22 protein-coding genes are annotated in these 22,059 nt (G+C 59.8%); 11 read left to right on the top strand and 11 right to left on the bottom strand.

Annotated elements, in window-relative coordinates:
• Positions 1-291: 291 nt before the first annotated feature.
• The 6 genes from Q1A44_RS08070 to Q1A44_RS08045 all read right to left on the bottom strand — a co-directional run bounded on the left by Q1A44_RS08070 (position 292) and on the right by Q1A44_RS08045 (position 5,405).
• The gene (locus Q1A44_RS08070) at positions 292-1,449 is read right to left on the bottom strand and encodes an acyl-CoA dehydrogenase family protein (RefSeq protein ID WP_299622518.1); all 1,158 of its coding nucleotides are present in this window, start codon (positions 1,447-1,449) and stop codon (positions 292-294) included.
• Between the two features lie 24 nt (positions 1,450-1,473).
• On the bottom strand, positions 1,474-1,686 hold the full coding sequence (locus Q1A44_RS08065; protein WP_299622515.1) for a hypothetical protein: 213 nt from the start codon (positions 1,684-1,686) through the stop codon (positions 1,474-1,476).
• Positions 1,687-1,734: 48 nt separating this feature from the next.
• Positions 1,735-3,516 carry an acyl-CoA dehydrogenase C-terminal domain-containing protein gene (locus tag Q1A44_RS08060; RefSeq protein WP_299622512.1) on the bottom strand — a complete coding sequence of 594 codons (1,782 nt, stop codon included), beginning with the start codon at positions 3,514-3,516 and terminating at the stop codon, positions 1,735-1,737.
• A 107-nt stretch (positions 3,517-3,623) separates the two neighbouring features.
• Entirely contained in the window at positions 3,624-4,025 is a 402-nt protein-coding gene (locus Q1A44_RS08055) for a MerR family DNA-binding transcriptional regulator (protein WP_299622508.1), read from the bottom strand.
• Between the two features lie 175 nt (positions 4,026-4,200).
• Positions 4,201-5,007 (bottom strand): nucleotidyltransferase domain-containing protein, encoded by an 807-nt coding sequence (locus tag Q1A44_RS08050; RefSeq protein WP_299622505.1) that lies wholly within the window; start codon positions 5,005-5,007, stop codon positions 4,201-4,203.
• Positions 5,008-5,030: 23 nt separating this feature from the next.
• Complete coding sequence (locus Q1A44_RS08045; RefSeq protein WP_299622502.1) at positions 5,031-5,405, bottom strand: MerR family DNA-binding transcriptional regulator; 375 nt, start codon at positions 5,403-5,405, stop codon at positions 5,031-5,033.
• Between the two features lie 120 nt (positions 5,406-5,525).
• Here Q1A44_RS08045 and Q1A44_RS08040 point away from each other — a divergent pair, with 120 nt between their 5' ends.
• The 3 genes from Q1A44_RS08040 to Q1A44_RS08030 are packed head-to-tail and all read left to right on the top strand — an operon-like array spanning position 5,526 to position 7,781.
• Positions 5,526-5,948 (top strand): PaaI family thioesterase, encoded by a 423-nt coding sequence (locus tag Q1A44_RS08040; protein ID WP_299622499.1) that lies wholly within the window; start codon positions 5,526-5,528, stop codon positions 5,946-5,948.
• Positions 5,945-6,445: a PaaI family thioesterase gene (locus tag Q1A44_RS08035; protein ID WP_299622496.1), complete on the top strand. Its 501-nt coding sequence runs from the start codon at positions 5,945-5,947 to the stop codon at positions 6,443-6,445. The genes Q1A44_RS08040 and Q1A44_RS08035 overlap by 4 nt, the downstream gene beginning before the upstream one ends.
• Before the next feature lies 1 nt (position 6,446).
• Positions 6,447-7,781 carry an MATE family efflux transporter gene (locus Q1A44_RS08030; RefSeq protein WP_299622493.1) on the top strand — a complete coding sequence of 445 codons (1,335 nt, stop codon included), beginning with the start codon at positions 6,447-6,449 and terminating at the stop codon, positions 7,779-7,781.
• A gap of 92 nt (positions 7,782-7,873) precedes the next feature.
• Here the strand turns inward: Q1A44_RS08030 and Q1A44_RS08025 are convergent, their stop codons facing one another.
• From Q1A44_RS08025 to Q1A44_RS08015, 3 genes are read right to left on the bottom strand one after another with little or no spacing between them, the layout of a single operon-like run.
• Positions 7,874-8,917, bottom strand: coding sequence for a quinone-dependent dihydroorotate dehydrogenase (locus Q1A44_RS08025; RefSeq protein ID WP_299622490.1), 1,044 nt, complete (start codon positions 8,915-8,917; stop codon positions 7,874-7,876).
• Positions 8,914-9,342 (bottom strand): DUF1330 domain-containing protein, encoded by a 429-nt coding sequence (locus Q1A44_RS08020; RefSeq protein ID WP_299622487.1) that lies wholly within the window; start codon positions 9,340-9,342, stop codon positions 8,914-8,916. Before Q1A44_RS08020 ends, Q1A44_RS08025 begins: the two co-directional genes overlap by 4 nt.
• Entirely contained in the window at positions 9,339-9,683 is a 345-nt protein-coding gene (locus Q1A44_RS08015; RefSeq protein WP_299622484.1) for a DUF952 domain-containing protein, read from the bottom strand. Before Q1A44_RS08015 ends, Q1A44_RS08020 begins: the two co-directional genes overlap by 4 nt.
• 152 nt (positions 9,684-9,835) lie before the next feature.
• On the opposite strand from Q1A44_RS08015, the gene Q1A44_RS08010 reads away from it, so the two are divergent.
• Together Q1A44_RS08010 and Q1A44_RS08005 are read left to right on the top strand one after the other, a co-directional pair.
• Positions 9,836-11,395, top strand: coding sequence for a 5'-nucleotidase C-terminal domain-containing protein (locus tag Q1A44_RS08010; RefSeq protein WP_299622481.1), 1,560 nt, complete (start codon positions 9,836-9,838; stop codon positions 11,393-11,395).
• 117 nt (positions 11,396-11,512) lie between these two features.
• Positions 11,513-12,190 (top strand): SOS response-associated peptidase, encoded by a 678-nt coding sequence (locus tag Q1A44_RS08005; protein WP_299622478.1) that lies wholly within the window; start codon positions 11,513-11,515, stop codon positions 12,188-12,190.
• Here the strand turns inward: Q1A44_RS08005 and Q1A44_RS08000 are convergent.
• Positions 12,187-12,534, bottom strand: coding sequence for a hypothetical protein (locus Q1A44_RS08000; RefSeq protein ID WP_299622475.1), 348 nt, complete (start codon positions 12,532-12,534; stop codon positions 12,187-12,189). The two genes, Q1A44_RS08005 and Q1A44_RS08000, sit on opposite strands and share 4 nt — an antisense overlap.
• 96 nt (positions 12,535-12,630) lie before the next feature.
• Positions 12,631-13,518 carry a LysR substrate-binding domain-containing protein gene (locus Q1A44_RS07995; RefSeq protein ID WP_299622472.1) on the bottom strand — a complete coding sequence of 296 codons (888 nt, stop codon included), beginning with the start codon at positions 13,516-13,518 and terminating at the stop codon, positions 12,631-12,633.
• A 100-nt stretch (positions 13,519-13,618) separates the two neighbouring features.
• Here Q1A44_RS07995 and Q1A44_RS07990 point away from each other — a divergent pair, with 100 nt between their 5' ends.
• From Q1A44_RS07990 to Q1A44_RS07965, 6 genes are all read left to right on the top strand, one after another.
• Positions 13,619-14,842 carry an acyl-CoA dehydrogenase gene (locus Q1A44_RS07990; protein WP_299622469.1) on the top strand — a complete coding sequence of 408 codons (1,224 nt, stop codon included), beginning with the start codon at positions 13,619-13,621 and terminating at the stop codon, positions 14,840-14,842.
• Positions 14,843-14,976: 134 nt separating this feature from the next.
• Positions 14,977-17,127 carry a thiamine pyrophosphate-dependent enzyme gene (locus Q1A44_RS07985; RefSeq protein WP_299622466.1) on the top strand — a complete coding sequence of 717 codons (2,151 nt, stop codon included), beginning with the start codon at positions 14,977-14,979 and terminating at the stop codon, positions 17,125-17,127.
• Positions 17,128-17,309: 182 nt separating this feature from the next.
• A complete protein-coding gene (locus tag Q1A44_RS07980; RefSeq protein ID WP_299622463.1) occupies positions 17,310-18,356 on the top strand; it encodes an ABC transporter ATP-binding protein in 1,047 nt (348 codons plus the stop codon).
• A gap of 93 nt (positions 18,357-18,449) precedes the next feature.
• Positions 18,450-19,667, top strand: coding sequence for an extracellular solute-binding protein (locus tag Q1A44_RS07975; protein ID WP_299622460.1), 1,218 nt, complete (start codon positions 18,450-18,452; stop codon positions 19,665-19,667).
• Between the two features lie 105 nt (positions 19,668-19,772).
• Positions 19,773-20,801, top strand: a complete 1,029-nt coding sequence (locus tag Q1A44_RS07970) for a carbohydrate ABC transporter permease (protein WP_299622457.1) — start codon at positions 19,773-19,775, stop codon at positions 20,799-20,801.
• Positions 20,802-20,829: 28 nt separating this feature from the next.
• A complete protein-coding gene (locus Q1A44_RS07965; protein WP_299622454.1) occupies positions 20,830-21,981 on the top strand; it encodes a carbohydrate ABC transporter permease in 1,152 nt (383 codons plus the stop codon).
• Positions 21,982-22,059: the final 78 nt, after the last annotated feature.

The following is a 22,059-nucleotide window of genomic DNA, read 5'->3' as shown; positions in this document are numbered from 1 at the left end:
TTCTCCGATCGGCGCGCGGAAGGGCGCTGTTGAGTTTTGAGTATTTAAAAAGAGAAGAAGCCGAAGTCCTGCTTTACTTCACGTGTTGTTAACCAGAATCATACCTTTTTGTCAGCGCGGTACAGGCTGGAGAGCCGATGACCGCAAGAGGAGAAGCCCCAACGTCCCGCCTTGCAGGGTCAATCCCGATATCAGGCCGGGCGGAGCGGTGGACCTGCCCTCGATTCTTTTCTTCAAAAATACTCCCGCCGGAGGCTCCAACAGATTTGGCGAGAGCTTTGTTCTTGAGATTCAAAACGCCCTCGCAATCAATTCCTTCATGATTTCATTGGTCCCGCCATAGATCCGCTGCACCCGCGCATCGGTCCACATCTCGCCAATCGCGTATTCCTGCATGAACCCGTACCCGCCATGCAATTGTAGGCATTCATCGAGGACCCAGGCCTGAGTATCCGTGGTCCAGTATTTGCACATGGCGGCCTTATCCACCGTCAGGTCGCCACGCAGATGTTCGGCCATGCATTCATCAAAGAAGGACCGGCTGACCATCGTCTTGGTCTTGGCCTCAGCCAGTTTGAATCGCGTGTTCTGGAATTGCATGATCGGACCACCGAAGGCTTCGCGTTCTTGCGCGTAAGCGATGGTCCGACTGACGGCCCCTTCCATGGCACCCACAGCGGCGCAGGCGATGACCATGCGTTCTTGGGGCAATTGCGACATCAGCTGGATGAACCCCTGACCCTCTTCGCCGCCCAGAATATTCTCGGGCGCGATTTCCACGTTGTCGAAGAACAGCTCGGACGTGTCCGCCGCGTGCATCCCGATCTTTTCCAGGTTGCGACCGCGGGCAAAGCCGGGGGCGTCGTCGGTTTCCACCACCACCAGAGACACGCCTTTGGATCCGAGCGACGGGTCCGTCTTGGCCGCGACGATGATCAGGTTGGCGTGTTGCCCGTTGGTGATGAACGTCTTGGAGCCATTGAGCTTGTAGGCGTTGCCTTCGCGGATTGCGCGGGTCTTGATCGCTTGCACGTCCGAGCCCGTCGACGGCTCGGTCATCGCCAATGCGCCGACCAGTTCGCCGGTCACCATCTTGGGCAGCCAGCGTTCTTTTTGTTCGTCTGTGCCGTACGCCAGGACATAATGGGCCACGATGCCCGAATGGATGCCGTGTCCCCAAGATGCCAGATTGGCGCGGGAGGCTTCGATCAGGATCGCAGCCTCGTGGCCGAAGTCGCCACCCGCACCACCGTATTCCTCGGGGATCGAGGGGCAGAGCAGCCCCAATTCGCCCGCCTGCGCCCATGTGGAGCGATCCATCTCGCCCTGCTTGCGCCAACGCTCAAAATGTGGTGCCCATTCATTGGTGATGAACTGCGCGGTCATGTCGGCGATCATCTGGTGTTCGTCCGTCATCCAGCCCACTGGGGCGATTCCGGGATCTTTCATTTCATTCCTCCCCGAACGGTGCGCTTAGCGTTTGCGCGCCTCCAACTCGGCATTGAACAGACGCAGGCGCGCCGTCAGGTTTTCGTCATTCATGACGCTATCGAAATTCTCAAAAAGGAAGGACAGTGCCTCGCCTTCGTCCAGTCCCGCATCGCTTGCGAACCGTTTGAGGCGGCGATAGCCGTCTTCGGTCATGGCGACGGGAAAGCGGCGGGTGAGGCGAAAACGTTTGGGCACATGTCTCTCCGGATTGCGGCAGGGCGGGGTTCACCCCGCCACACCACGTTAGAAGTTTGCCGCCTCCAGCGCCATCACGGTGTCGCCGCCGGTCTGGATGCGGGTCAGGTGCAACGCCGTAGCGGGCAGTTGGCGCGCCATGTAGTAGCGCCCCGTGGCCAGCTTGGTCTCGTGGAACTCGGGGTCCGAGGTGCCGTTCGCCAGTGCCGCCCGCGATGCTTTACCCATCCGCGCCCACATCAGCCCCAGGCAAACATGGCCAAACATGTGCATAAAGTCATAAGAGCCTGACAGCGCATTGTTGGGGTTCTTCATCCCCTGTTGCATGAAGTACATGCCGGCCGCTTGCAGATCCTTGGACGCGGCTTTGAGCGGCTCAAGAAACTCTTTGTCATAGGCTTCGTCCTGACCTGCGTTCTCTTTGATGAAGGTTTTGACCATTTCAAAGAACGCCATCACGTGCTTGCCGCCGTCCTGCGCCAGCTTGCGCCCCACAAGGTCCAGCGCCTGCACGCCATTTGCGCCTTCATAGATCATCGCGATACGGGCGTCGCGGGTGTATTGCGACATGCCCCATTCCTCGATGTAGCCATGACCGCCATAGACCTGCTGGGCCTTGATCGTCATGTCATAGCCTTGATCGGTCAGGAACCCTTTGATGATGGGTGTGAGCAACGACACGATGCCATCGGCTGTCTCGTCTTTGCCTCGATGCGCGGCATCGATCATCGTCGCACTCCACAGGATGAAAGCGCGCGCGCCCTCGGCAAAGGATTTCTGGTCCATCAGCGAGCGACGGATATCGGGGTGCACGATCAGCGGATCGGCAGGCCCATCGGGGTTCTTGGTGCCGGTCACGTCGCGTCCTTGAAGGCGGTCCTTGGCATAGTCCAGCGCGTTCTGGTAGGCGACCTCGGCCTGGGACAGACCCTGCATGCCGACGCCGATGCGGGCCTCGTTCATCATTGTAAACATGGCGCGCATACCCTTGTGTTCTTCGCCAATCAGGTAGCCCACGGCCCCGTCATAGTTCATCACACAGGTAGAGTTGCCGTGGATGCCCATCTTCTCTTCGATGTTGCCAACGGCCACGCCGTTGCGGGCACCCAGTGAACCGTCTTCGTTCACCAAGAATTTGGGCACGATGAAGAGCGACACACCCTTGATCCCCTCAGGCCCGCCAACGATCTTGGCCAGCACAAGATGGATGATGTTGTCGGACATGTCGTGCTCACCGGCAGAGATAAAGATCTTTTGGCCGGAGATTTTGAAAGTACCATCTTCCTGTGGTTCCGCCTTGGTGCGCATCAGGCCCAGATCAGTGCCGCAATGAGGCTCCGTCAGGTTCATGGTGCCGGTCCATTCGCAGGACACCATCTTGGGCAGATAGGTCTCTTTTTGCTGCTGCGAACCGTGCGCCAGGATGGCTGAAGCCGCACCGTGGGTTAGTCCCTGATACATGGTGAAGGCCATGTTGGCCGAGCTGAACATCTCGCCTACGGCAGTGCCGATGACATAGGGCATGTTCTGGCCACCAAACTCCTCGGGCATGTCCAGACCGGGCCAACCGCCTTCCTTGACCTGCTCGAACGCGTCCTTGAACCCGGTAGGTGTACAGACAACGCCGTTTTCCAACCGGCAGCCTTCCTTGTCGCCAACCACGTTCAGAGGGGCGAGCACTTCGGAGGTCAGCTTGCCCGCTTCCTCCAGGATGGCAGAGGTGAAATCGGCCTCAAGTTCGTCGTAGCCTGGAATATCGCTGCCGGTGATGTTCAGCACATCGTGCAGGATGAATTGCATGTCTTTGGTGGGGGGCGTGTAGCTGGGCATGGTCTCTCTCCCTAGGTCGTCAACTGGTGGGGCCGCGTACGCGGCCTTTTGGGGGCTGTGGATCAGCGCCTGGCGCGGCGTCGATCGCACGAGTTCGGTGCGCCGTGTTATTCGGCCGCGTTCTTGGTCACATTCATCGAGGCGATCATCTTTTCACCCCACTTGAGCTGGTTCTTGAGGTCGTCGATGGCCTCGTTCAGTTCGTCACGCTGAAGCTCCATGTCAGCCAGGCGGTCGCGCGCGATCTCGTAGGTGCGGGCCAGCTGAGTCTGTTGCTGGTCCCCCATATGATACAGGTCCAAAAGCTGGCGGATCTCTTCAAGGCTGAAACCAAAGCGCTTGCCGCGCAGGATCAGTTTGAGACGCGCGCGGTCGCGTTTGGTGAACAGGCGTTTCTGGCCTTCCCGCACGGGGAAAAGCAATTCCTTGGCCTCGTAAAACCGCAAGGTGCGCGGGGTTACATTGAAGGCTTCGCACATTTGGCGGATCGTCAGTGTTTTATCACTCATGGGATCACTCGTCTGGCTGTTACGATGGTGACATGGGCAATCGCGGGATTCGATGCAACAGGCACCTAACGTTGACGTAAGTTGTACGTTGCGTCACTTGATATGTTGACGTGATGTTCAAGCACGTCAACCACGGGCATCGGCGATAAACCACCGTCGCGCGTGCCCGCAGTCGCTATTGCAGGTCGTAAGGCCGGGTGACCGAAAGCGTCCGGTTCAGCTGCGCCCAAGTCACCTCTTCAAAGCGTTCGGGCCAATCAATGCCGCGCGCCGCAGCCAACTTGCGCGCCCGGGGGAGGTACGCCTTAGCATAGGCCAGGTGGGCATCAATCATCGCGTCCCGTTCGGGTATCGCCGGGGGCAGGGCGGTCAGAACCGCCTTTTGTTCGTCGGTAATCAATCGGTTCAGGTTCAATTGACCGCCACGATCGGGCGCGCCGGTTTCCTCGATCATCAATTCGACCAGTAGGTTGCGCAGATGGAATACACCCAGCACACCGTTGATAAACTCGGCGCGCCCCTCAGCCAGATGCAGCAGGCCGATGATGCGAATGAACTCTTCGAACTGGTATTTCAGGCGGGCTGGGCTGGTGCCCCGCGGCGGGGCCGCTTGCGCCAAACCAGAGTGCAGATCGTCAGGGTCAAAAACAGGTTTCAAACCTGCTTGGTTGTGATGGCCCATCTGGTCCGGTTTCAGGACTATGACATCGGTGCGCGTCCAATCCGCCGTGATTGCATTGATCAATGCGGGCCTGGTCAACCTGTCCCACCACAACACGATCTCGCCGGTCTGCGCCACCGCATCGCGCCAGAGAGCCGCCACCGCGTCGCTGGCCCCATCGTCAGCTACCAACACAAAATCGACATCACTGTAATCATCTGCATGGCCTGATGCGTGGCTCCCGCTCAGAAACAGGGCCCTGATGCCGGGCGTGTCCTGCAGAGCATTGGCGATGGTTGCAATCACGGTTTGATGCTGCATGTCCTTCGCCTCTGCTCAATAATTCAGGTTGTGCCGATCTCTTTTGCGACGCTGTCGCGCAGGTCTTGTAATTCGTCGATAGCCTCGTCGAGTTGCCTGCGCTGTTCGGCCAATTCGCCCAGTTGCCCATTGGCCAATTCGATCCACGCACGCATCTGTGCCTCTGTGCCCTCATGCTCGTAGATCAACAGCCACTGGCGGATGTCCTCTAGCTGAAAGCCGAATTTGCGGCCCCGCAGGATCAGTTTCATCCGTGCGCGGTCGCGGGGACTGTAGAACCGGGATCGGCCCTCGCGCTCGGGCTGCAGCAGCTCGATATATTCGTAATAGCGAAGGGTGCGCGGCGTCACGTCGAACTGCGCGCACATCTCCTTAAAGCTTAGACGGTCGTCAGCCATGCATTCTCTCTCCCTACGCGAATCCTAAGCGCGAGGCGCGCCAAGAGCAACAGATGCTTGCTCCGACCGGCCGTGGCGCTCATAACTTCGCTGTATCCGCGTCAAGGAAGTCGCTGCCCCATGCCTGACAAACTCAAGCTCGCCCGCCAATTCATCGAGGCGATCCCACATGCGCAGGACCTGTCGATGACGCTGGCCAAAATGGACGCGGGCGAGGCGGTTATTACCATGCCGTATGATGAACGCCTGATTGGCGATCCCGAGACGGGCGTGATCAGTGGTGGGGCAGTGTCGGCCCTGATGGATACCTGCTGCGGGGCGGCTGTGATGTGCCATCCGGAAAATGGCGGGGGTACGGCGACGATCGATTTGCGCATTGATTACATGCGTGCAGCCACGCCCGGCCAGCCGATTACAACGCGTGCCGTTTGCTACCACGTGACACGATCCGTCGCGTTTGTGCGGGCCACGGCAACGGATGACGATACCGACAATCCGGTGGCCACCGCGACAGGTGCTTTCACCGTCGAGGGCAAGCGATGAAACGTCCCGAACCGGTACAGATCGTAAAACAGCGCCGTGACGATGCACTGCGCGCTCTGGTGGGGGGCGTGCCCTATATCCAGTATCTCGGGATGAGTTTTGATCGGCGTGGTGATGAGCTGACGGGCGTGCTGCCTTTTGACAAGAAGTTGATCGGCAACCCGCTACTGCCTGCCTTGCACGGTGGCGTTACGGCCGCCTTCTTGGAGGTCACGGCGGTAATCACCCTGAGCTGGTCCTACTTGTGGGAAGACATCGAAAGCGGCAGCCTCGATTTTGATCCGTCTCAAGGCACGCGTTTGCCGCGCCTACCCAAGACGGTGGATTTTTCAGTCGATTACTTGCGTTCCGGCCTGCCACGTGACGCCTATGCGCGGGCGCGGGTGATCCGGGCCGGTCGGCGCTATGCCTCTGTTCATGTGGAAGGTTGGCAAGACAATCGCGACAAGCTCTTTGCGCAGGCGACGGGGCATTTTGTGATGCCGCAGCGCCGTTAGGATGAGCGTTACCACCCCCGGAACATCCCTTGCGCCACTGACGCACCGACGGGTCCTCAGGATCGCGCTACCCATTGTGCTCTCAAACGCGACAGTGCCGATCTTGGGCGCAGTCGATGTGGGCGTGGTGGGGCAGATGGGCGAGGCGGCCCCTATTGGCGCTGTTGGCATTGGCGCAATCATCCTGACGACGGTCTTTTGGATCTTTGGTTTTCTGCGCATGGGGACCGTGGGCCTAGTTGGACAGGCCGCAGGGGCTGGCGACGATGACGAGGTTTCGGCCTGGTTGACTCGGGCGCTTATGGTGGCGCTTGCGGGTGGGATTGGGTTGATCCTACTGCAATGGCCAGTCTTTTGGGCGGCCTTCCAAATGGCCCCGGCCAGTACCGAGGTCGAGGACCTGGCCCGGGAATATCTGTCGATCCGCATCTGGACGGCGCCCGCCGCCATCTCGATCTATGCGCTCACCGGGTGGTTGATCGCGATGGAGCGGACGGGAGGCGTGTTCTGGATCCAGCTGGTGATGAACGGGATGAACATCATCCTCGATTTCGTTTTTGTTTTGGGATTTGGATGGGGCGTGCCGGGCGTGGCGATTGCCACGGTGATCGCCGAGTTGTCGGGCGCAGCCCTTGCGCTGTGGCTTTGCCGCGATGCCTTTGCCCGGCCTGCCTGGCGGGTGTGGGCGCAGGTTTTTGACCGGGCCAAGCTGATCAAGATGGCGCTGCTGAATACCGACATTCTGCTGCGGTCGGCCATGCTAATGATCATCTTTTCCAGCTTTGTCTTTATCGGAGCGCGTTTTGGCGATGTGACGCTGGCAGCCAACGAGGTGCTGATCCAGTTCATGTATATCACCGCTTATGCAATGGACGGGTTCGCCTTTGCCGCCGAAACGCTGATTGCGCGGGCGTATGGGCGCGGCGATCCGGCCCGGGTGCGCAAAAGCGCGTTGATGACGGGGATGTGGGGTATGGTGATCTGCGTCGCCACGGCGCTGGTCTTTGCGTTGGCCGGGCCCTGGATCATCGACTTAATGGCTAAAGATATCGATGTGCAGGCCGCAGCGCGAACCTATTTGTGGTGGATGGTGGCGGCCCCGCTGGTGGGCTGTGCAGCGTGGATGTTGGACGGGATATTCATCGGCGCTGCGCGGGGTCGCGATATGCGCAACATGATGGCGATCAGCTTTGTGATCTATTGGGCAGCGATCTTTGTGCTGCTGCCTGTGATGGGGAACCACGGGCTCTGGGCCGCTTTGCTCATCTCGTTCATTGCGCGGGGCGTGACGTTGGGGGTGCGCTATCCGGCTTTGGAGCGTGGGGCCGGTGGATGAACCGGAGCAGAGCCCGTTCGCCACTGAAACACTCCGATGAGTGTTTCCAAGACGCGGCTCACCCCCGGCAGTGTCTTTGGAACAATGAAGGGCTAGAGCCAGTCTTTTGATTTCGTGCCGACGGCGTCTTCGACTGAACTGTAACCGTCTTGTTGAAGCAGGACGTCCAACCCTTCGGCGATACGCGCGGCAAGGCTAAGGCCGCCATAGACAAGCCCGGTATAAAGCTGCACCGCCGAAGCACCGGCCTGAATTTTTGCGTAGGCGTCGCGGGCGCTGCTGATGCCGCCCACGCCGATTAGAGGGATGTCAGTCAGCCGGTACATCTTGGCCAGGACCCGTGTTGACTTCTCGAATAGCGGCGCGCCGGAGAGCCCCCCCTTTTCCCGCGCTAGCGGGCTATTGAGACCATCACGATCCAGCGTTGTGTTGGTCGTAATGATTGCGCTGACCCGCGCGTCTTGCGCAACTTTGGCGATGTCGGCGAGGTCCTGATCTGTCAGGTCCGGTGCGATTTTGAGGAACACGGGCACTTGCCCCCGCACCTGCATCACCCCGTCCAGCAAGGCGGCGAGGGCCATTGGCCCCTGCAGGTCGCGCAGCTTTTCAGTATTTGGGCTTGAGACATTGACGGTCGCAAAGTCGATATGATCGCGGCAATGTTCCAGCACGCGGGCGAAATCGTCGGCCTTGCTGCTGCTGTCCTTGTTGGCGCCAAGGTTCAGACCCACAGGAACGCCTGCGGGTCGGCGGGCAAGGCGGGCACAAATCGCGTCCATCCCGTCATTGTTAAAACCGAAACGGTTGATGGCCGCCGCGTCTTCGGTCAGCCGAAATAGTCGCGGTTTGGGGTTGCCAGGCTGGGCAAGCGGCGTGGCCGCGCCGACCTCAATCCAGCCAAAGCCTGCACGGCTGAGCGGCGCGATGGCAGTTGCGTTCTTGTCGAAACCTGCGGCGAGGCCCACGGGGTTGGGCAGGTCGAGACCTGCGACTGTGGTTCGCAACCGGGGCGACGTCACCGGCCCGGGCAGGGCGACAAAGGGCGTGCGCAGCGCGGTGAGGGCCAGCCCATGCGCCGTCTCGGGATCAATCCGGCGCAGCGCCTTCAGGCCAATCTGTTCAAGCGTTGCCTTCATCCGAAAACCGACCCGCCCGCCGCCGGTGTGCAGCGGATCAAGCGCGATGTGGCAACCGCCGCCTGGCGGTGCACGACCGCCGCCTGATATTCTGGGTCCGAAACCATGGCTAGGAAAGCATGCGCGGTTGGGTAACGGGCGATGAAGAGCGCATCCCACGCCTCATCGTCGGGGCCTATCAACATCGCCTCAAACCCGCCGCGCCAAATGATTTCGCCACCAACCTTTTGCAGTACCGGCCCGCTGTGCTTGCCGTAATGCCCATATGCTTCCGCCCCGGTCAGTCCGTCGCGTGCCAGCACATGATCACCGGGATAGTTCGCCAAATCGCGAAATCGGACGAGATTCAGCATTTCGACGGGGTGATCCCGGTCGAGGCCCTTGAAAGCGTCGAACTGGGCGCGGGTCGGATCGACATGCGTCATTCGAAGCCCGCCCCTGTCGGGAACTGATGAACGCCGTTCTGCAAGGGCAAGGGTTGAGCCCAATGAACGTCGCCAATCCGCATCTCGCGGTAGAGATGCGGAAACAGGGCATCGCCGCGCGACACTTCCCATTTGAGGTCATCACCCAAATCATCCGCCTCCACCGCGACCAGAAACAGATCGTCCTGGCCCGCAAAATGCTTGGCGGCGGTCTCGGATGCCTGGGCGGCGGTGGAGAAATGGACATAGCCGTCGGCCACATCAATCGGTGCGCCGGTGGTTGTCCCATCCTTGCGCAAGGCGGCCCATTCGGGGCCTCGGAAAATCTTGAAAATCAACATGGGGTCGTGATGCCTGCCGCCTGCAAATTGGTCAAGTCCGCGGTTGGCCACCCGGTTTTGCGCAGTCGTTGCGTCACCTTTTATCACGGGGCTTTGACTCTGGTGCGAACTTGCGGGCACGATGCCGCCATAACCAATAAGGGAGACCTGAAATGACCCGACTGATGATGGGCGCCGCGACGCTTGCACTGAGTGCTGGCACGGCCATGGCTGACTATACGCTGCACATTCTACACACCAACGACATGCACAGCCGGATTGAATCGATCAACCGTTTTGATTCGACCTGTAACGCCGAGGGCGAAGCCGAAGGCAAATGCTTTGGCGGTGTGGCGCGGGTGAAAACCGCCATCGACGAGAAAAAGGCGAGCCTGGGCAATCAGAACGTTGTGGTTCTGGATGCGGGTGACCCGTTCCAGGGGTCGCTGTTCTATACGACCTACAAAGGGGCCGCCGAAGCCGAGTTCATGGAACAGATGGGCTATGACGCAATGGCCGTGGGCAACCATGAGTTCGACGATGGCCCACCCAAACTGGCCGATTTCATCGACGCGGTGACCTTCCCCGTGATCTCCGGCAACCTGGACCTGAGCGGCGAGGCGTTGCTGAAAGACCGTGTGCAGAACCACGTGGTGCTTGAGGTCGGTGGCAAAAAGATCGGCGTGATTTCTGCCCTGGCGACGGACACGGTTGAGACCTCAAGCCCCGGTCCGAACGTTGTGTTCCAGGACGAGATTGAGGCGCTGGCCGCTGATGTTGCAACGCTTGAAGGCGAAGGCGTCGACATCATCATTGCGCTGAACCACGTGGGCCTGAACAAAGACCTTGCCATTGCCGAGGCTGTACCGGGCATTGACGTGGTGATCGGCGGGCACAGCCACACGCTGATGTCCAACGATGACGGTGAAACACCTGCCTATCCCACGATGGTTGGGGATACGCCGGTGGCGCAGGCCTATGCCTACACCAAGTATCTGGGCCACCTGACGGTGACCTTTGACGATGCGGGCAATGTGACGGCAGCCTCGGGTGATCCGATTGTGCTGGATGCCTCTGTGGCGCCGAACGAGGCCTTCCTCGCGCGGATCGCCGAAATGGGCGCGCCGATCGAAGAGATGAAAACCCGCGTTGTGGCCGAGGCCGCAGACGTGATCGGTGGCGACCGGTCCGTATGCCGGGCCATGGAATGCTCCATGGGGTCGCTGATTGCGGATGCGATGCTGGACCGCGTCGCGGATCAGGGGATCGAGATCGCGATCCAGAACGGCGGGGGTATCCGGGCGTCGATTGATGCAGGCCCTATCACGATGGGCGAAGTGCTGACGGTGCTGCCCTTCCAGAATACGTTGTCCACATTCCAGGTCACGGGTGCCACGGTCATCGAAGCGCTGGAAAACGGCGTGGGTCAGATCGAGGACGGCGCAGGTCGTTTCCCGCAAGTGGCGGGGATGAGCTATGCCTTTGACGTATCCAAACCTGCGGGCGAGCGGGTCAGCGACGTCATGGTGGGCGGTGCGCCCATCGAGATGGACAAGGTCTATGGCGTGGTCAGCAACAACTACGTCCGCAATGGCGGGGATGGGTACGGGATGTTTGTCGATGCGATGAACGCCTATGACTTTGGCCCTGATCTTGCGGATGTGACGGCCGAATACCTTGCCGCTCAAGGGCCGTTCACGCCCTATACAGATGGCCGTATCACTGCAAAATAAGTCCACGGATGGCGTACCGATAGGTACGCCCTACGGGTCCTGTATCAGCCCCATATGCTTTGCTGCATGTGGGGCTTTTCCTTTGGCGCATCGGTCGTGATCAACTAATCTGAACAGATGTGTGGACGCTTTGCCGTAACTCTGCCCGCTGACGCGATGGCGCAACTCTTTGTGGCGACGCCTGCCAATGATTTGCCGGATGTGCCCAATTACAACGTCTGCCCGACCACCTCGGTGCACGTGCTGCGGAATGAGGGCGATGGCCGACGGTTGGGTCCAATGCGTTGGGGATTTATCCCGCATTGGTACAAAAAGGCCAATGACGGCCCGCTATTGATCAACGCGCGGGCCGAAACCATTGCGGAAAAACCGGCCTTTCGAGCAGCCTGCCGTGAACGGCGGGCTGTCATGGTCGCGTCGGGGTTTTACGAATGGACGCGGGACGGGGATACGCGGCTGCCTTGGTACATCACCCGCAGCGATGGGGCACCGCTCGCCTTTGCCGCGATCTGGCAATCCTGGGCCAGCAAGGGCGACAACGATGACCAAATCCGCACTGCTGCCATTGTCACGACCGCCGCCAACGCGCCCATGTCTGCAATCCACCACCGGATGCCGGTGATCCTGGAACCCGACGACATCGGGCTGTGGCTGGGCGAAAAAGGCAAAGGGGCCGCGCGCCTGATGCACGCAGCCCCGGATGATGCGCTGACCTGGCACCGGGTTGCGACAACTGTCAACTCAAATCGGGCCGAGGGCCCGGAATTGATCGAACCTTGGTCAGATGCTGATTAGTTCAGCGGTGCCGCGCTGAAGCTCATCTTGCCTTCGACGGAATAGGTGCCGTCATCGTTGGTCAGATCTTTGTTGTAGAACGTCTTTTGCACGCCAGTTTCGATGACCATGGTCACTTCACTGTCGGGTGCGATGGGGCCAATGACCCAATCATTGTTCTTCGCAATGATGGACTGGTTGGACCCCGAGACGTTGGTAAAGCGGACGGTATCGCCCGGCTCCATATAGGTGATTGCCGGAAAATAGGCATCGGGCAGAATCAGAATGTTGTGTTCGGCCGCGTGTGCGACCGTGCCGATGGCCATTGTGGCCGCGGCGGCCAAAGCGGTGAATTTGTGCTTCATGGCAGCACTCCTTTTGATGTCGGCCCCACCCCTGAGACAGATTCGCATGCAAGCCTTTTACGTGTAAAATGCGGCTGAATTTGGGCGAGTAACCGATCAGGGGTGCGACAACTGCGCTGACAACCAGTTTCGGAAAGACTGAAGGCTAGGCGGATCGGGCCGCTCGCTGGGCCAAACCAGGTAGTAATCGCCAATGCTTTGGCCTGCGTCCGCCACGGGTTGTTCGAGCGCGCCGGTTTTCAGATGCGCACTCGCAACAAAATCAGGCAAGAGAGCGACGCCCAATCCGTGAATGGCCGCCTGTGCCATTGTTGAAAACTGGTCAAATACCATCCCGGCAGTCTGTGGCGGCGGGCAGCCATGCCCGGCGAACCAACGCGCCCACGCTCTAGGCCGGGTGTCGAGATGCAAGAGTGGCATATCCCCCAGATCCTGTGGCCTTGATCCCTGGGGCACTTTGCCTGGGGCGGCCACTGCCACCACATTCTCGGGCATCAAGTGCATGTGGCTGGCTCCAGGCCAATCCTTACGCCCGAAATGAATGGCGGCGTCAAAGGCTTCGGCGCGAAAATCGAATGGGGCCAAACGGGTCGACAGATTCACCGTGACTTCAGGATGGCGATTGGCGAAATCAGCCAGACGTGGAGCCAGCCAATGCATGCCAAAGGCCGGCAGAATGGCAAGGTTCAATGCTCCGCCCAACGGATTGGCCCCAGCGGCAACTGACGCTGACCCAAGACGCATCAGGATATCGCGGACCTGCTCCACGTAATCGCGCCCGGCCGGGGTCAGCACGAGGGCTCGGCCCTCGCGAGCAATAAGGCGGGCACCAATCTGTTCTTCCAACGTCTTGAGCTGTCGGCTGATCGCACTTTGCGTCAGCGATAACTCCTGCGCAGCTGTTGTGGCCGATCCAAGCCGGGCAACTGCCTCAAACGCCAATAGGGCAGATATGGAAGGCAGGAAACGCCGATGGGTAAACATATGAGTTTTTCTCATGCATTGCAGAACAAGCCATCGTTAGAACTCTGACCTGTTTTCTGCAATACTGCGCAAAACTTCTATCCTTGAGAGGGGCGCCGGCATGAACGCAGAAACAAAAATCCTGAAGGCGAAGGATGCACCGGATTTGGGCAGCTTTGACTGGGCCGACCCCTTCCGCCTTGCGGATCAGCTGACCGAAGACGAGCGGATGATCCAGGCTTCTGCCGCCGCCTATGCCGCTGAAAAGCTTGCGCCCCGCGTCATTGACGCCTTTGCCAATGAGACGTCCGAGCCCGAGATTTTCCGTGAAATGGGCGACATGGGGCTCTTGGGTGTGACCTTGCCTGAGGACTATGGCGGGCTCGGAGGCTCGTATGTGTCTTACGGCCTCGTTGCCCGGGAAGTTGAACGGATCGATTCGGGGTATCGGTCGATGATGTCGGTCCAATCAAGCCTCGTGATCTATCCGATCTACGCCTACGGCTCCGAGGCGCAGCGCCAGAAGTATCTTCCGAAACTTGCGTCAGGCGAATGGATCGGCTGTTTCGGCCTGACGGAACCCGACGCGGGTTCAGATCCTGCGGGGATGAAAACCACCGCCAAGACGGTCGATGGCGGTTATATCTTGAACGGCGCCAAGATGTGGATTTCCAACGCGCCGATTGCGGATGTGTTTGTGGTTTGGGCGAAATCCGAAGCGCATGGCGGCAAGATCCGCGGCTTTGTTTTGGAAAAAGGGATGGCGGGCCTGTCCGCGCCCAAGATCGAAAACAAGCTGAGCCTGCGCGCCTCCATCACCGGTGAGATCGTGATGAAGGATGTCATCGTGAGCGAGGACGCGTTGCTGCCCGATGTGCAGGGTCTTAAAGGCCCATTCGGCTGCCTGAACCGCGCACGCTATGGCATCAGCTGGGGCGCGATGGGCGCGGCCGAGTTCTGCTGGCACGCGGCCCGTCAATACGGGCTGGACCGCAAGCAGTTCGACAAACCTTTGGCGCAAACGCAGCTTTTCCAGAAAAAGCTGGCCGATATGCAAACTGAGATTGCGCTGGGCCTGCAAGCCTCGTTGCAAGTGGGACGTCTGATGGATGCGGCCCAAGCCGCACCCGAAATGATCTCCATCGTGAAGCGCAACAATTGCGGCAAGGCCCTAGATATCGCGCGCAACGCCCGCGACATGCATGGTGGTAACGGAATATCCGGCGAATTCCAGGTCATGCGTCACATGATGAACCTTGAAACGGTGAACACCTATGAGGGGACGCACGATGTGCACGCATTGATCCTGGGGCGCGCCCAAACGGGCTTGCAAGCATTCGTTTAAACGGTGGAGGGGGCTGTCTGCCCCCGCCTTCGGCCCCCCCGAGGATATTTCTGGCCAAAAGAAGCATAGAGCCCTTCCTTCGGCTCTAGATATCCCCGTAGGACGCTAAATACCCCTTTTCCGACAGAGGCTACATGGACCGCGTTTCGATTGTTCACGATAACTTTTTGCGCCGTGTTGCGGCGCGCGATCTGCCTAACGTGATACCGAATGGGCTTGATCCAGAGGCATCCAGCGCGCTGTTTGCCTATCAATGCCTGACCCGCGCTCTGGATATTGTCAGCCGCGAAATGCAAAAGGCGGGGCAGGGATTCTACACGATCGGGTCCTCCGGACATGAAGGGATGGCAGCAGTGGCCCATGCACTGCGCCCGGACGACATTGCCTTTCTACACTACCGCGATGGGGCCTTTCAGGTGGCACGGGCGGCCCAGAAGGGCCAGGATATGTGCCGCGACATGCTGCTCAGCTTTGCCTGTGCCGCCGATGATCCGACCAGTGGCGGGCGCCACAAGGTGCTGGGCAGTCGTGACCTGTTCATCCCGCCCCAAACCTCGACTATCGCGAGCCATCTGCCCAAGGCCGTCGGGGCCGCCTTTGGTTTGGGTCTTGCGCGTCGCAATTCGCCCGAGGGCGCGATCGTGCCAAAAGACGGGATTGCGGTGGCAAGCTTTGGGGATGCATCCCTGAACCACTCCACTGCCCAAGGTGCGATCAATGCCGCCGGTTGGACCAGCGTCCAGGGTGTGCCCTTGCCACTTTTGTTCATCTGCGAAGACAACGGGATTGGCATTTCGACCAAAACGCCCACGGGTTGGGTGGAAAACAGCCTGCGCCATCGTCCCGGTTTGGCTTACTTCCAAGGCGACGGGTTGGACATGTGGGATGCCTACCGTGCAACAGCCGAGGCGGCGCATTTCGTGCGGACCCAGCGCAAGCCCGCTGTGCTTCACCTAAGTACCGTGCGCCTTTATGGCCATGCCGGCGCGGATGTCGCCACCAGCTATCTGCCCCGGGCAGAGGTCGAGGCGGACGAAGCCAATGATCCGCTTTTGCGCAGCGCCGCAGGCCTCTTGCAAATGGACCTGACACCCCAAGACGTCGTCGACACCTACACCGCTACTCTTGACCGGGTGCGCGCCGAGGCTGCAAGAGTGGCTGATGCCGCGCCCTTGCCGGATGCCGCCGCCGTCATGTCGGCCATCGTGCCGCCGCCCCGCGTTCATTCTAAGCGCAACGGCCCCAGCGCCGAGGCGCGCAAGGCCGCCTTTGGCAGTGACATGGCCCAGATGAACACGCCCCAGCCGATGTCCCGCCTGATCAACTGGGCGATGACGGATCTGATGCTGGCTCATCCCGAAACGGTTGTCATGGGCGAGGATGTGGGGCGTAAGGGCGGCGTTTATGGCGTGACCCAGAAGTTGCAGGCCAGGTTTGGCCCGGCGCGGGTCATTGACACCCTTTTGGATGAACAAAGCATTCTGGGCCTGGCAATCGGCATGGCCCATAACGGCTTCATCCCGATGCCCGAAATCCAGTTTCTTGCCTACCTGCACAACGCAGAAGACCAGTTGCGCGGTGAGGCGGCGACGTTGCCGTTTTTCTCTAACGGGCAATGGACCAATCCCATGGTTCTGCGGATTGCGGGGTTGGGTTACCAAAAGGGCTTCGGGGGGCATTTTCATAACGATAATGCCTTGGCGGTTTTGCGCGATATCCCGGGTCTGATCGTAGCCTGCCCGTCCGATGGGGCAGAGGCGGCCATGATGCTGCGCGAATGCCACCGTTTAGCCCGCGAAGAGAACCGCGTGAGCGTGTTTGTGGAGCCAATCGCCCTCTACCCGATGCGGGATGTGACGCCGGGGGATGGGGCCTGGATGCGCACGTACCCCGCGCCGGAGCAGCGGATTGACCTGGGTGCGGTGGGCGTTCACGGAACGGGCACGGATGTCGCCATCGTGACCTTTGGCAACGGGCGTTACCTGGCCGAACAAGCGGAAGTGCCAGGTGCGCGGATTGTGGATTTACGTTGGTTGTCGCCCTTGCCGATTGATGCCGTGTTGGCTGCGGTGCGGGGGTGCAATGCGGTGCTTGTTGTAGACGAAACTCGCCGTTCTGGTGGGGTGGCCGAGGGGGTGATGACCGCACTCTTTGAAGCAGGCCATCGCAAACTGGCCCGCTACACGGCGCAGGACAGCTTTATCGCGACTGGCCGGGCCTATGCGGCCACTTTGCCCTCTGCCGCAGGTATAGCTCAGGCTGCCGCAGAGCTGTACGCGCGCTGATTTTTACACTCAGAGAGCGGATTGATTCGCCGTGACTGTGGGATGAGATTGCCGTAGCTCGACGCAAAAATGAGCCTCGAATCAGAGGATTTCAGCATTTTTGCACACGTGTGCAAAAAACAGTTGCCAAGTCCGGCACCTGCTGACTAGCGTGAGGACATCACATTTCTGTGGGGGACCGGATGGCCGAAATTCAGTTGCGCAATATCAACAAGCGTTGGGGCTCATTCGTCGGCGTCGACAACTTTGACCTGACCATCGGGAACGAAGAGTTCCTTGTTCTGCTTGGCCCCTCAGGGTGTGGCAAGACCACGACGATGCGCATGATCGCGGGTCTTGAGGACGCGACAGAAGGCGACATTCTGATCGACGGCAAACGGGTCAATGACCTTGATCCCAAAGACCGCGATGTGGCGATGGTGTTCCAGTCTTACGGTCTTTACCCGCATATGAACGTGTACGAGAACATCCGGTTCCCTCTGAAAGTCCGCAAGGTACCCGAAGCGCAACACGATGAGCGGGTGCGCCGCGCCAGCGCAATGGTTGAGCTGGATGAGTTTCTGCACCGCAAGCCTGCGGAACTATCAGGTGGCCAGCGCCAGCGGGTGGCCCTGGCGCGGGCCATTGTGCGCGAACCTAATGTTTTCCTTATGGACGAGCCCCTGTCCAACCTTGATGCCAAGTTGCGTGTGTCGACCCGTGCCCAGATCAAGAATCTCAGCCACGAGTTGAAAGTGACAACCGTCTATGTGACCCATGACCAAATTGAGGCGATGACCTTGGCCGACCGTGTCGTGGTGATGAAGCAGGGCAAGGTGCAACAAGTCGGCACACCCACCGAAATCTATGATCATCCCGCCAACACCTTCGTCGCCAGCTTTATCGGCTCGCCCGCCATGAACCTGATGGACGGCGAGATGAAGGGTGGCACCTTCACCGGTGATAACGTGTCGATCTCGGGTCTGCCTGCGGGCGACGGCAAGGTGACCCTGGGGTTCCGGGCCGAAGATGCAGCGCTGGCCGACGGCGAGGGCCAGATCACGGCCCCGATCTATACCATCGAGCTTTTGGGCGACGCGGTCATGCTGACAGTACGTGCCGGCGGGCAATTGGTGTCGGTCAAGACGCACAAGGAGTTCCGCGCCCAGATTGGCGACACGGTATCCTTCTCCATTCCGGTTGGCATTTGCCACGCCTTTGACAGCAATTCCGGCGAGCGTATCGCCTGAAGAACTGCCCGGCCGGGGGCACCCGGCCGGGCCAACCAGACCAGTGCAGACTTGCAAGATGCACTGGCGCACAACGCAACAGGGAGTTTGCATATGTATTTGAAGAAACTGGCACTGGCGGGCGCGGTCTCGCTTTTGGGCACATCGGCATTTGCCGCATGCAGCTACGAAAACACCGTACCGCTGAAGTCGCTGACAGCGGGTTTTGAAGCCTGGAAAGCCGTAACAGACGCCATGGCCGAGTGCGGCAACTTCCAAGCAGAGCTGGATCAGGAATTCCGCACGAAGCAGCCTGCCGCCTTTGAGGCCAACCCATCACTCTACCACATCGGTGGCGTGTCCAACGGCACCATCACGCCGCTCCTGAATGCGGGCACCATTCGTCCTCTGGACGATCTTGTCGCGAAATACGGCGCAAACCTGCAGCCCAACCAGCTGATCAAGGTCGATGGCAAGACAATGGCCATCGCCATGATGGTCAACACCCAACACCTCATGTACCGTAGCGATATCCTGGCCGATCTGGGCATCGACACGCCCACCTCCTGGGATGAAGTCTTTGCTGCGGCTGACGTGATCGCAAAGGCAGGCGTAGTGGATTACCCCATTGGGGCCACAATGAAATCCGGCTGGAACCTCGCCCAGGAATTCGTGAACATGTATCCCGGCTTTGGCGGCACGTTCTTTAACGCCGACAACACCACCGCCGTAAATTCCGAAGCAGGGATGAACGCGTTGGCCACGATGCAGAAAACGCTCGCCTATACCGACCCCGAAGTCCTGGTCAGCGACAGCACCTATGTCCAGCAGCAATTCCAGCAGGGCAAGATCGCTATGGCGAACCTCTGGGCCAGTCGCGCCGGTGCCATGAACGACGAAAGCGAAAGCTCGGTCGTGGGCAAGGTCGCAATGGCGGGCGCACCTGTGGCCGTTGAAGGCGGCGCACCGGCAACCACCCTGTGGTGGGACGGTATCGTGATCGCGGCCAACATAACGGACGAAGAGGCTGACGCCGCTTTCCGTCTGGCGATGGAAGGCCTGGACGAGGACATGGTCACCGCCAACAACGAAGCGGCGATTTGGCTGATCAACGGCTATGTGCCGGGCGACCTGGCCAAGGGCGCCATCGAGACGGCCACCGCTTCGCCATCGGCACCGCCATATCCTTCGACCACGCAAATGGGTCTGCTGCACACAGCACTCGGCAACGAGTTGCCCGCCTTCCTCACAGGCGAGCGTGATGCGGCCGCGACACTGCAAGCGATCGAAGAAGCCTACACCACATCGGCCAAAGAAGCCGGCGTGCTCTGATCACATCTCAGGCTGGTCGGGGGTGCCCCCGGCCAGCCGCTTTGCCCAGCCGTATGTCCGGTACGGTTGCGCCAAGCGGACTGCCTGTTTCAGGAAGGACAGACGATGAAGTTCAAGACCTTTGCCGCATTTGTCGGCCCATCGGTTTTCATGATGCTGCTCTTTATTGCGGCGCCGCTGATCTCGGTGTTCATCCAGTCGTTCCAGATCACCCAGCCGGTTATGCAACAGATCGAAGTGGAAACCTGCACGCCTGGCTTCCTGACCCAGACCTGTACGACCGAGGTCAAAACGGTGCCCATCATCGACGAGGTGACCGGCAAGACCCAGACCACCACCGCCTGGGTCGGCTTTCAAAGCTACCAGAACGTCCTGCAAATGGACAAGTTTTGGGAGGCCATCGGCTCGGGCCAGTGGCGAGATATCCTTCAAATCGACTTTTGGAAGGCCCTGCGGTTCACACTGATGTTCACGCTGGTCACGCTGCCGCTGGTCATCGGCGTAGGCCTGATGATCGCATTGGCGGTCAATAACGCGGCCAAAAGCCTGCGTGGTCCGGTTATCTTTGTCTCACTTCTGCCCTTCATTATCACGCCGGTGATCGGGTCGTTGTCGATCTACTGGCTCTTTGTCGGCGACGGCATTCTCACCGCTACACTCGAACGCTGGACCGGGCAGGACATTGCGATGTTTGCCCAAGCGTGGACCATCGAGTTGCTAATGTATTTCTACCGGGTTTGGCACGTGGCTCCCTTTGCCTTCGTGATCTTCTACGCGGGGCTGCAAACGGTGAACATGGACACGCTGGAAAGCGCCATCATTGACGGCGCGTCCCGGTTCGAGCGGCTGCGCTATGTGATCGTGCCGCACCTGATGCCGCTGATCATCTTTATCGCGCTGATTCACCTGATGGACTGCTACCGTGTCTTTGATGAAATCATCGGCTTCCGCAGCCAGGCGCACGTGATCTCGTTGCAATGGCTGACCTTCGATTTCCTCACGCCGGATGATGCGGGCAACCGCGCCATCAGCCGAGCCGCTGCCAGCGCCATGCTGACCATGGTGGGTATCGTGGTCCTGCTGATCCTGCCGCTGCGCCGCACGTGGCGCGACCACAAAGGGGGGGCACACTGATGCCCGTCTGTCCAAAAGGGAACCGCACATGAGTAAAGCCACCGCACAACCGCTGTCGCTGAAAATTGCATCCGGCACCTTCCTCGCCTTCTGGTGCCTGATCGCGGCCTTCCCCATCGTGTGGATCGCGGTGATGAGCGTAAAGTCCCCGCGCGACGCCTTCGCCGCCAGTGCCTGGGATGTGATCACCGGGCCTGCAACGCGTGCCGCCGGAAACGGGCTCAGCCTTCTCGACATCGTGATTGGTCTGGTTGTCCTCTATTTCGCAATCCGCTGGGCGTTCACCCGCCTGCCCGGATTGGTGCAGCAATACTCGCCCTCCGGTTTCATCGTGCTGGGCTGGCTTGTTGGCGCGGCCGTTTACGGCTTGATCTTTGTGCTGATTTTCTTTGGTGTGCTGCCCTATGTTTCCGGCGCGCTAAACAGCATCGCGGGGCCGCTTGGCACGCCAATCCTCGGCCTCACGACCGAGCATTACGTGGCCGTTTGGGGCGAAAACCAGTTTTACCGCAACTTCATGAATTCGATGATCGTCACGGCAGGTGTTGTGACGGTTTCGCTAACGGTGGGCACTCTGGCCGGCTACGGGCTTGCGCGCTCCGGCTCTGATCTCGCGTTCTGGCTGTTGATCGTGGCGCTGGTATTCCGCGCCTTGCCGCATTCGGTGCTCGTGGCAGGCTACCTGCCCTGGTTCATCAACTCGGCCGAGATTCTGCGGCCCATTCTGGGCGATCTTAGCCCGACGCTTTACGGTCAGCCCTGGGCGATCATCGCGGTGCTGGTGGCAATCAACCAACCGTTTACGATCTGGATGCTGCGCAGCTTCTTCCAGAACATTCCGGCCGAGCTTGACGAGGCCGCTCGCGTTGACGGCTGCTCACATTTTCAGGCCTTCCGCCGTGTGATCATGCCAGTCATGTGGCCAGGCGTGATCACGACAGGGCTGTTCAGCTTCCTTCTTGGCTACAACGATTTCCTCGTGACGGCCCTTTTGTTGGATGCGCAGAACCAGACGATGGTTCCAGCCATCGCGGGCTACTTCAACCGAGAAACCACAACCACCGATCAGGTCGAGGCGGTGGCGGCAGCTGTCTCGATCACGGCCCCGCTCTTTCTCCTGGTCATGGTGTTCCAACGCCAGATCGTGTCAGGCCTCACCGCAGGAGCTGTAAAGGGCTGATGAGCAAAGCAACCCGATCCAGCAGGATGCAGCAGCATCCTGCGCTGAACCGATTGCCCCGGGACTTCATATTGAACT

Source organism: uncultured Tateyamaria sp., assembly GCF_947503705.1.
Classification (GTDB): Bacteria; Pseudomonadota; Alphaproteobacteria; order Rhodobacterales; family Rhodobacteraceae; genus Tateyamaria.
The sequence above is the reverse complement of the archived record's forward strand: the minus strand, read 5'-3'. Positions and strand labels throughout refer to the sequence as shown.

Excerpts from the sequence above, each read along its gene's own strand:
- Q1A44_RS08070 (WP_299622518.1), bottom strand. The coding sequence starts at position 1,449 with ATGAAAGATCCCGGAATCGCCCCAGTGGGCTGGATGACGGACGAACAC.
- Q1A44_RS08060 (WP_299622512.1), bottom strand. The coding sequence starts at position 3,516 with ATGCCCAGCTACACGCCCCCCACCAAAGACATGCAATTCATCCTGCAC.
- Q1A44_RS08055 (WP_299622508.1), bottom strand. The coding sequence starts at position 4,025 with ATGAGTGATAAAACACTGACGATCCGCCAAATGTGCGAAGCCTTCAAT.
- Q1A44_RS08050 (WP_299622505.1), bottom strand. The coding sequence starts at position 5,007 with ATGCAGCATCAAACCGTGATTGCAACCATCGCCAATGCTCTGCAGGAC.
- Q1A44_RS08045 (WP_299622502.1), bottom strand. The coding sequence starts at position 5,405 with ATGGCTGACGACCGTCTAAGCTTTAAGGAGATGTGCGCGCAGTTCGAC.
- Q1A44_RS08040 (WP_299622499.1), top strand. The coding sequence starts at position 5,526 with ATGCCTGACAAACTCAAGCTCGCCCGCCAATTCATCGAGGCGATCCCA.
- Q1A44_RS08035 (WP_299622496.1), top strand. The coding sequence starts at position 5,945 with ATGAAACGTCCCGAACCGGTACAGATCGTAAAACAGCGCCGTGACGAT.
- Q1A44_RS08030 (WP_299622493.1), top strand. The coding sequence starts at position 6,447 with ATGAGCGTTACCACCCCCGGAACATCCCTTGCGCCACTGACGCACCGA.
- Q1A44_RS08025 (WP_299622490.1), bottom strand. The coding sequence starts at position 8,917 with ATGAAGGCAACGCTTGAACAGATTGGCCTGAAGGCGCTGCGCCGGATT.
- Q1A44_RS08020 (WP_299622487.1), bottom strand. The coding sequence starts at position 9,342 with ATGACGCATGTCGATCCGACCCGCGCCCAGTTCGACGCTTTCAAGGGC.
- Q1A44_RS08015 (WP_299622484.1), bottom strand. The coding sequence starts at position 9,683 with ATGTTGATTTTCAAGATTTTCCGAGGCCCCGAATGGGCCGCCTTGCGC.
- Q1A44_RS08010 (WP_299622481.1), top strand. The coding sequence starts at position 9,836 with ATGACCCGACTGATGATGGGCGCCGCGACGCTTGCACTGAGTGCTGGC.
- Q1A44_RS08005 (WP_299622478.1), top strand. The coding sequence starts at position 11,513 with ATGTGTGGACGCTTTGCCGTAACTCTGCCCGCTGACGCGATGGCGCAA.
- Q1A44_RS08000 (WP_299622475.1), bottom strand. The coding sequence starts at position 12,534 with ATGAAGCACAAATTCACCGCTTTGGCCGCCGCGGCCACAATGGCCATC.
- Q1A44_RS07995 (WP_299622472.1), bottom strand. The coding sequence starts at position 13,518 with ATGTTTACCCATCGGCGTTTCCTGCCTTCCATATCTGCCCTATTGGCG.
- Q1A44_RS07990 (WP_299622469.1), top strand. The coding sequence starts at position 13,619 with ATGAACGCAGAAACAAAAATCCTGAAGGCGAAGGATGCACCGGATTTG.
- Q1A44_RS07985 (WP_299622466.1), top strand. The coding sequence starts at position 14,977 with ATGGACCGCGTTTCGATTGTTCACGATAACTTTTTGCGCCGTGTTGCG.
- Q1A44_RS07980 (WP_299622463.1), top strand. The coding sequence starts at position 17,310 with ATGGCCGAAATTCAGTTGCGCAATATCAACAAGCGTTGGGGCTCATTC.
- Q1A44_RS07975 (WP_299622460.1), top strand. The coding sequence starts at position 18,450 with ATGTATTTGAAGAAACTGGCACTGGCGGGCGCGGTCTCGCTTTTGGGC.
- Q1A44_RS07970 (WP_299622457.1), top strand. The coding sequence starts at position 19,773 with ATGAAGTTCAAGACCTTTGCCGCATTTGTCGGCCCATCGGTTTTCATG.
- Q1A44_RS07965 (WP_299622454.1), top strand. The coding sequence starts at position 20,830 with ATGAGTAAAGCCACCGCACAACCGCTGTCGCTGAAAATTGCATCCGGC.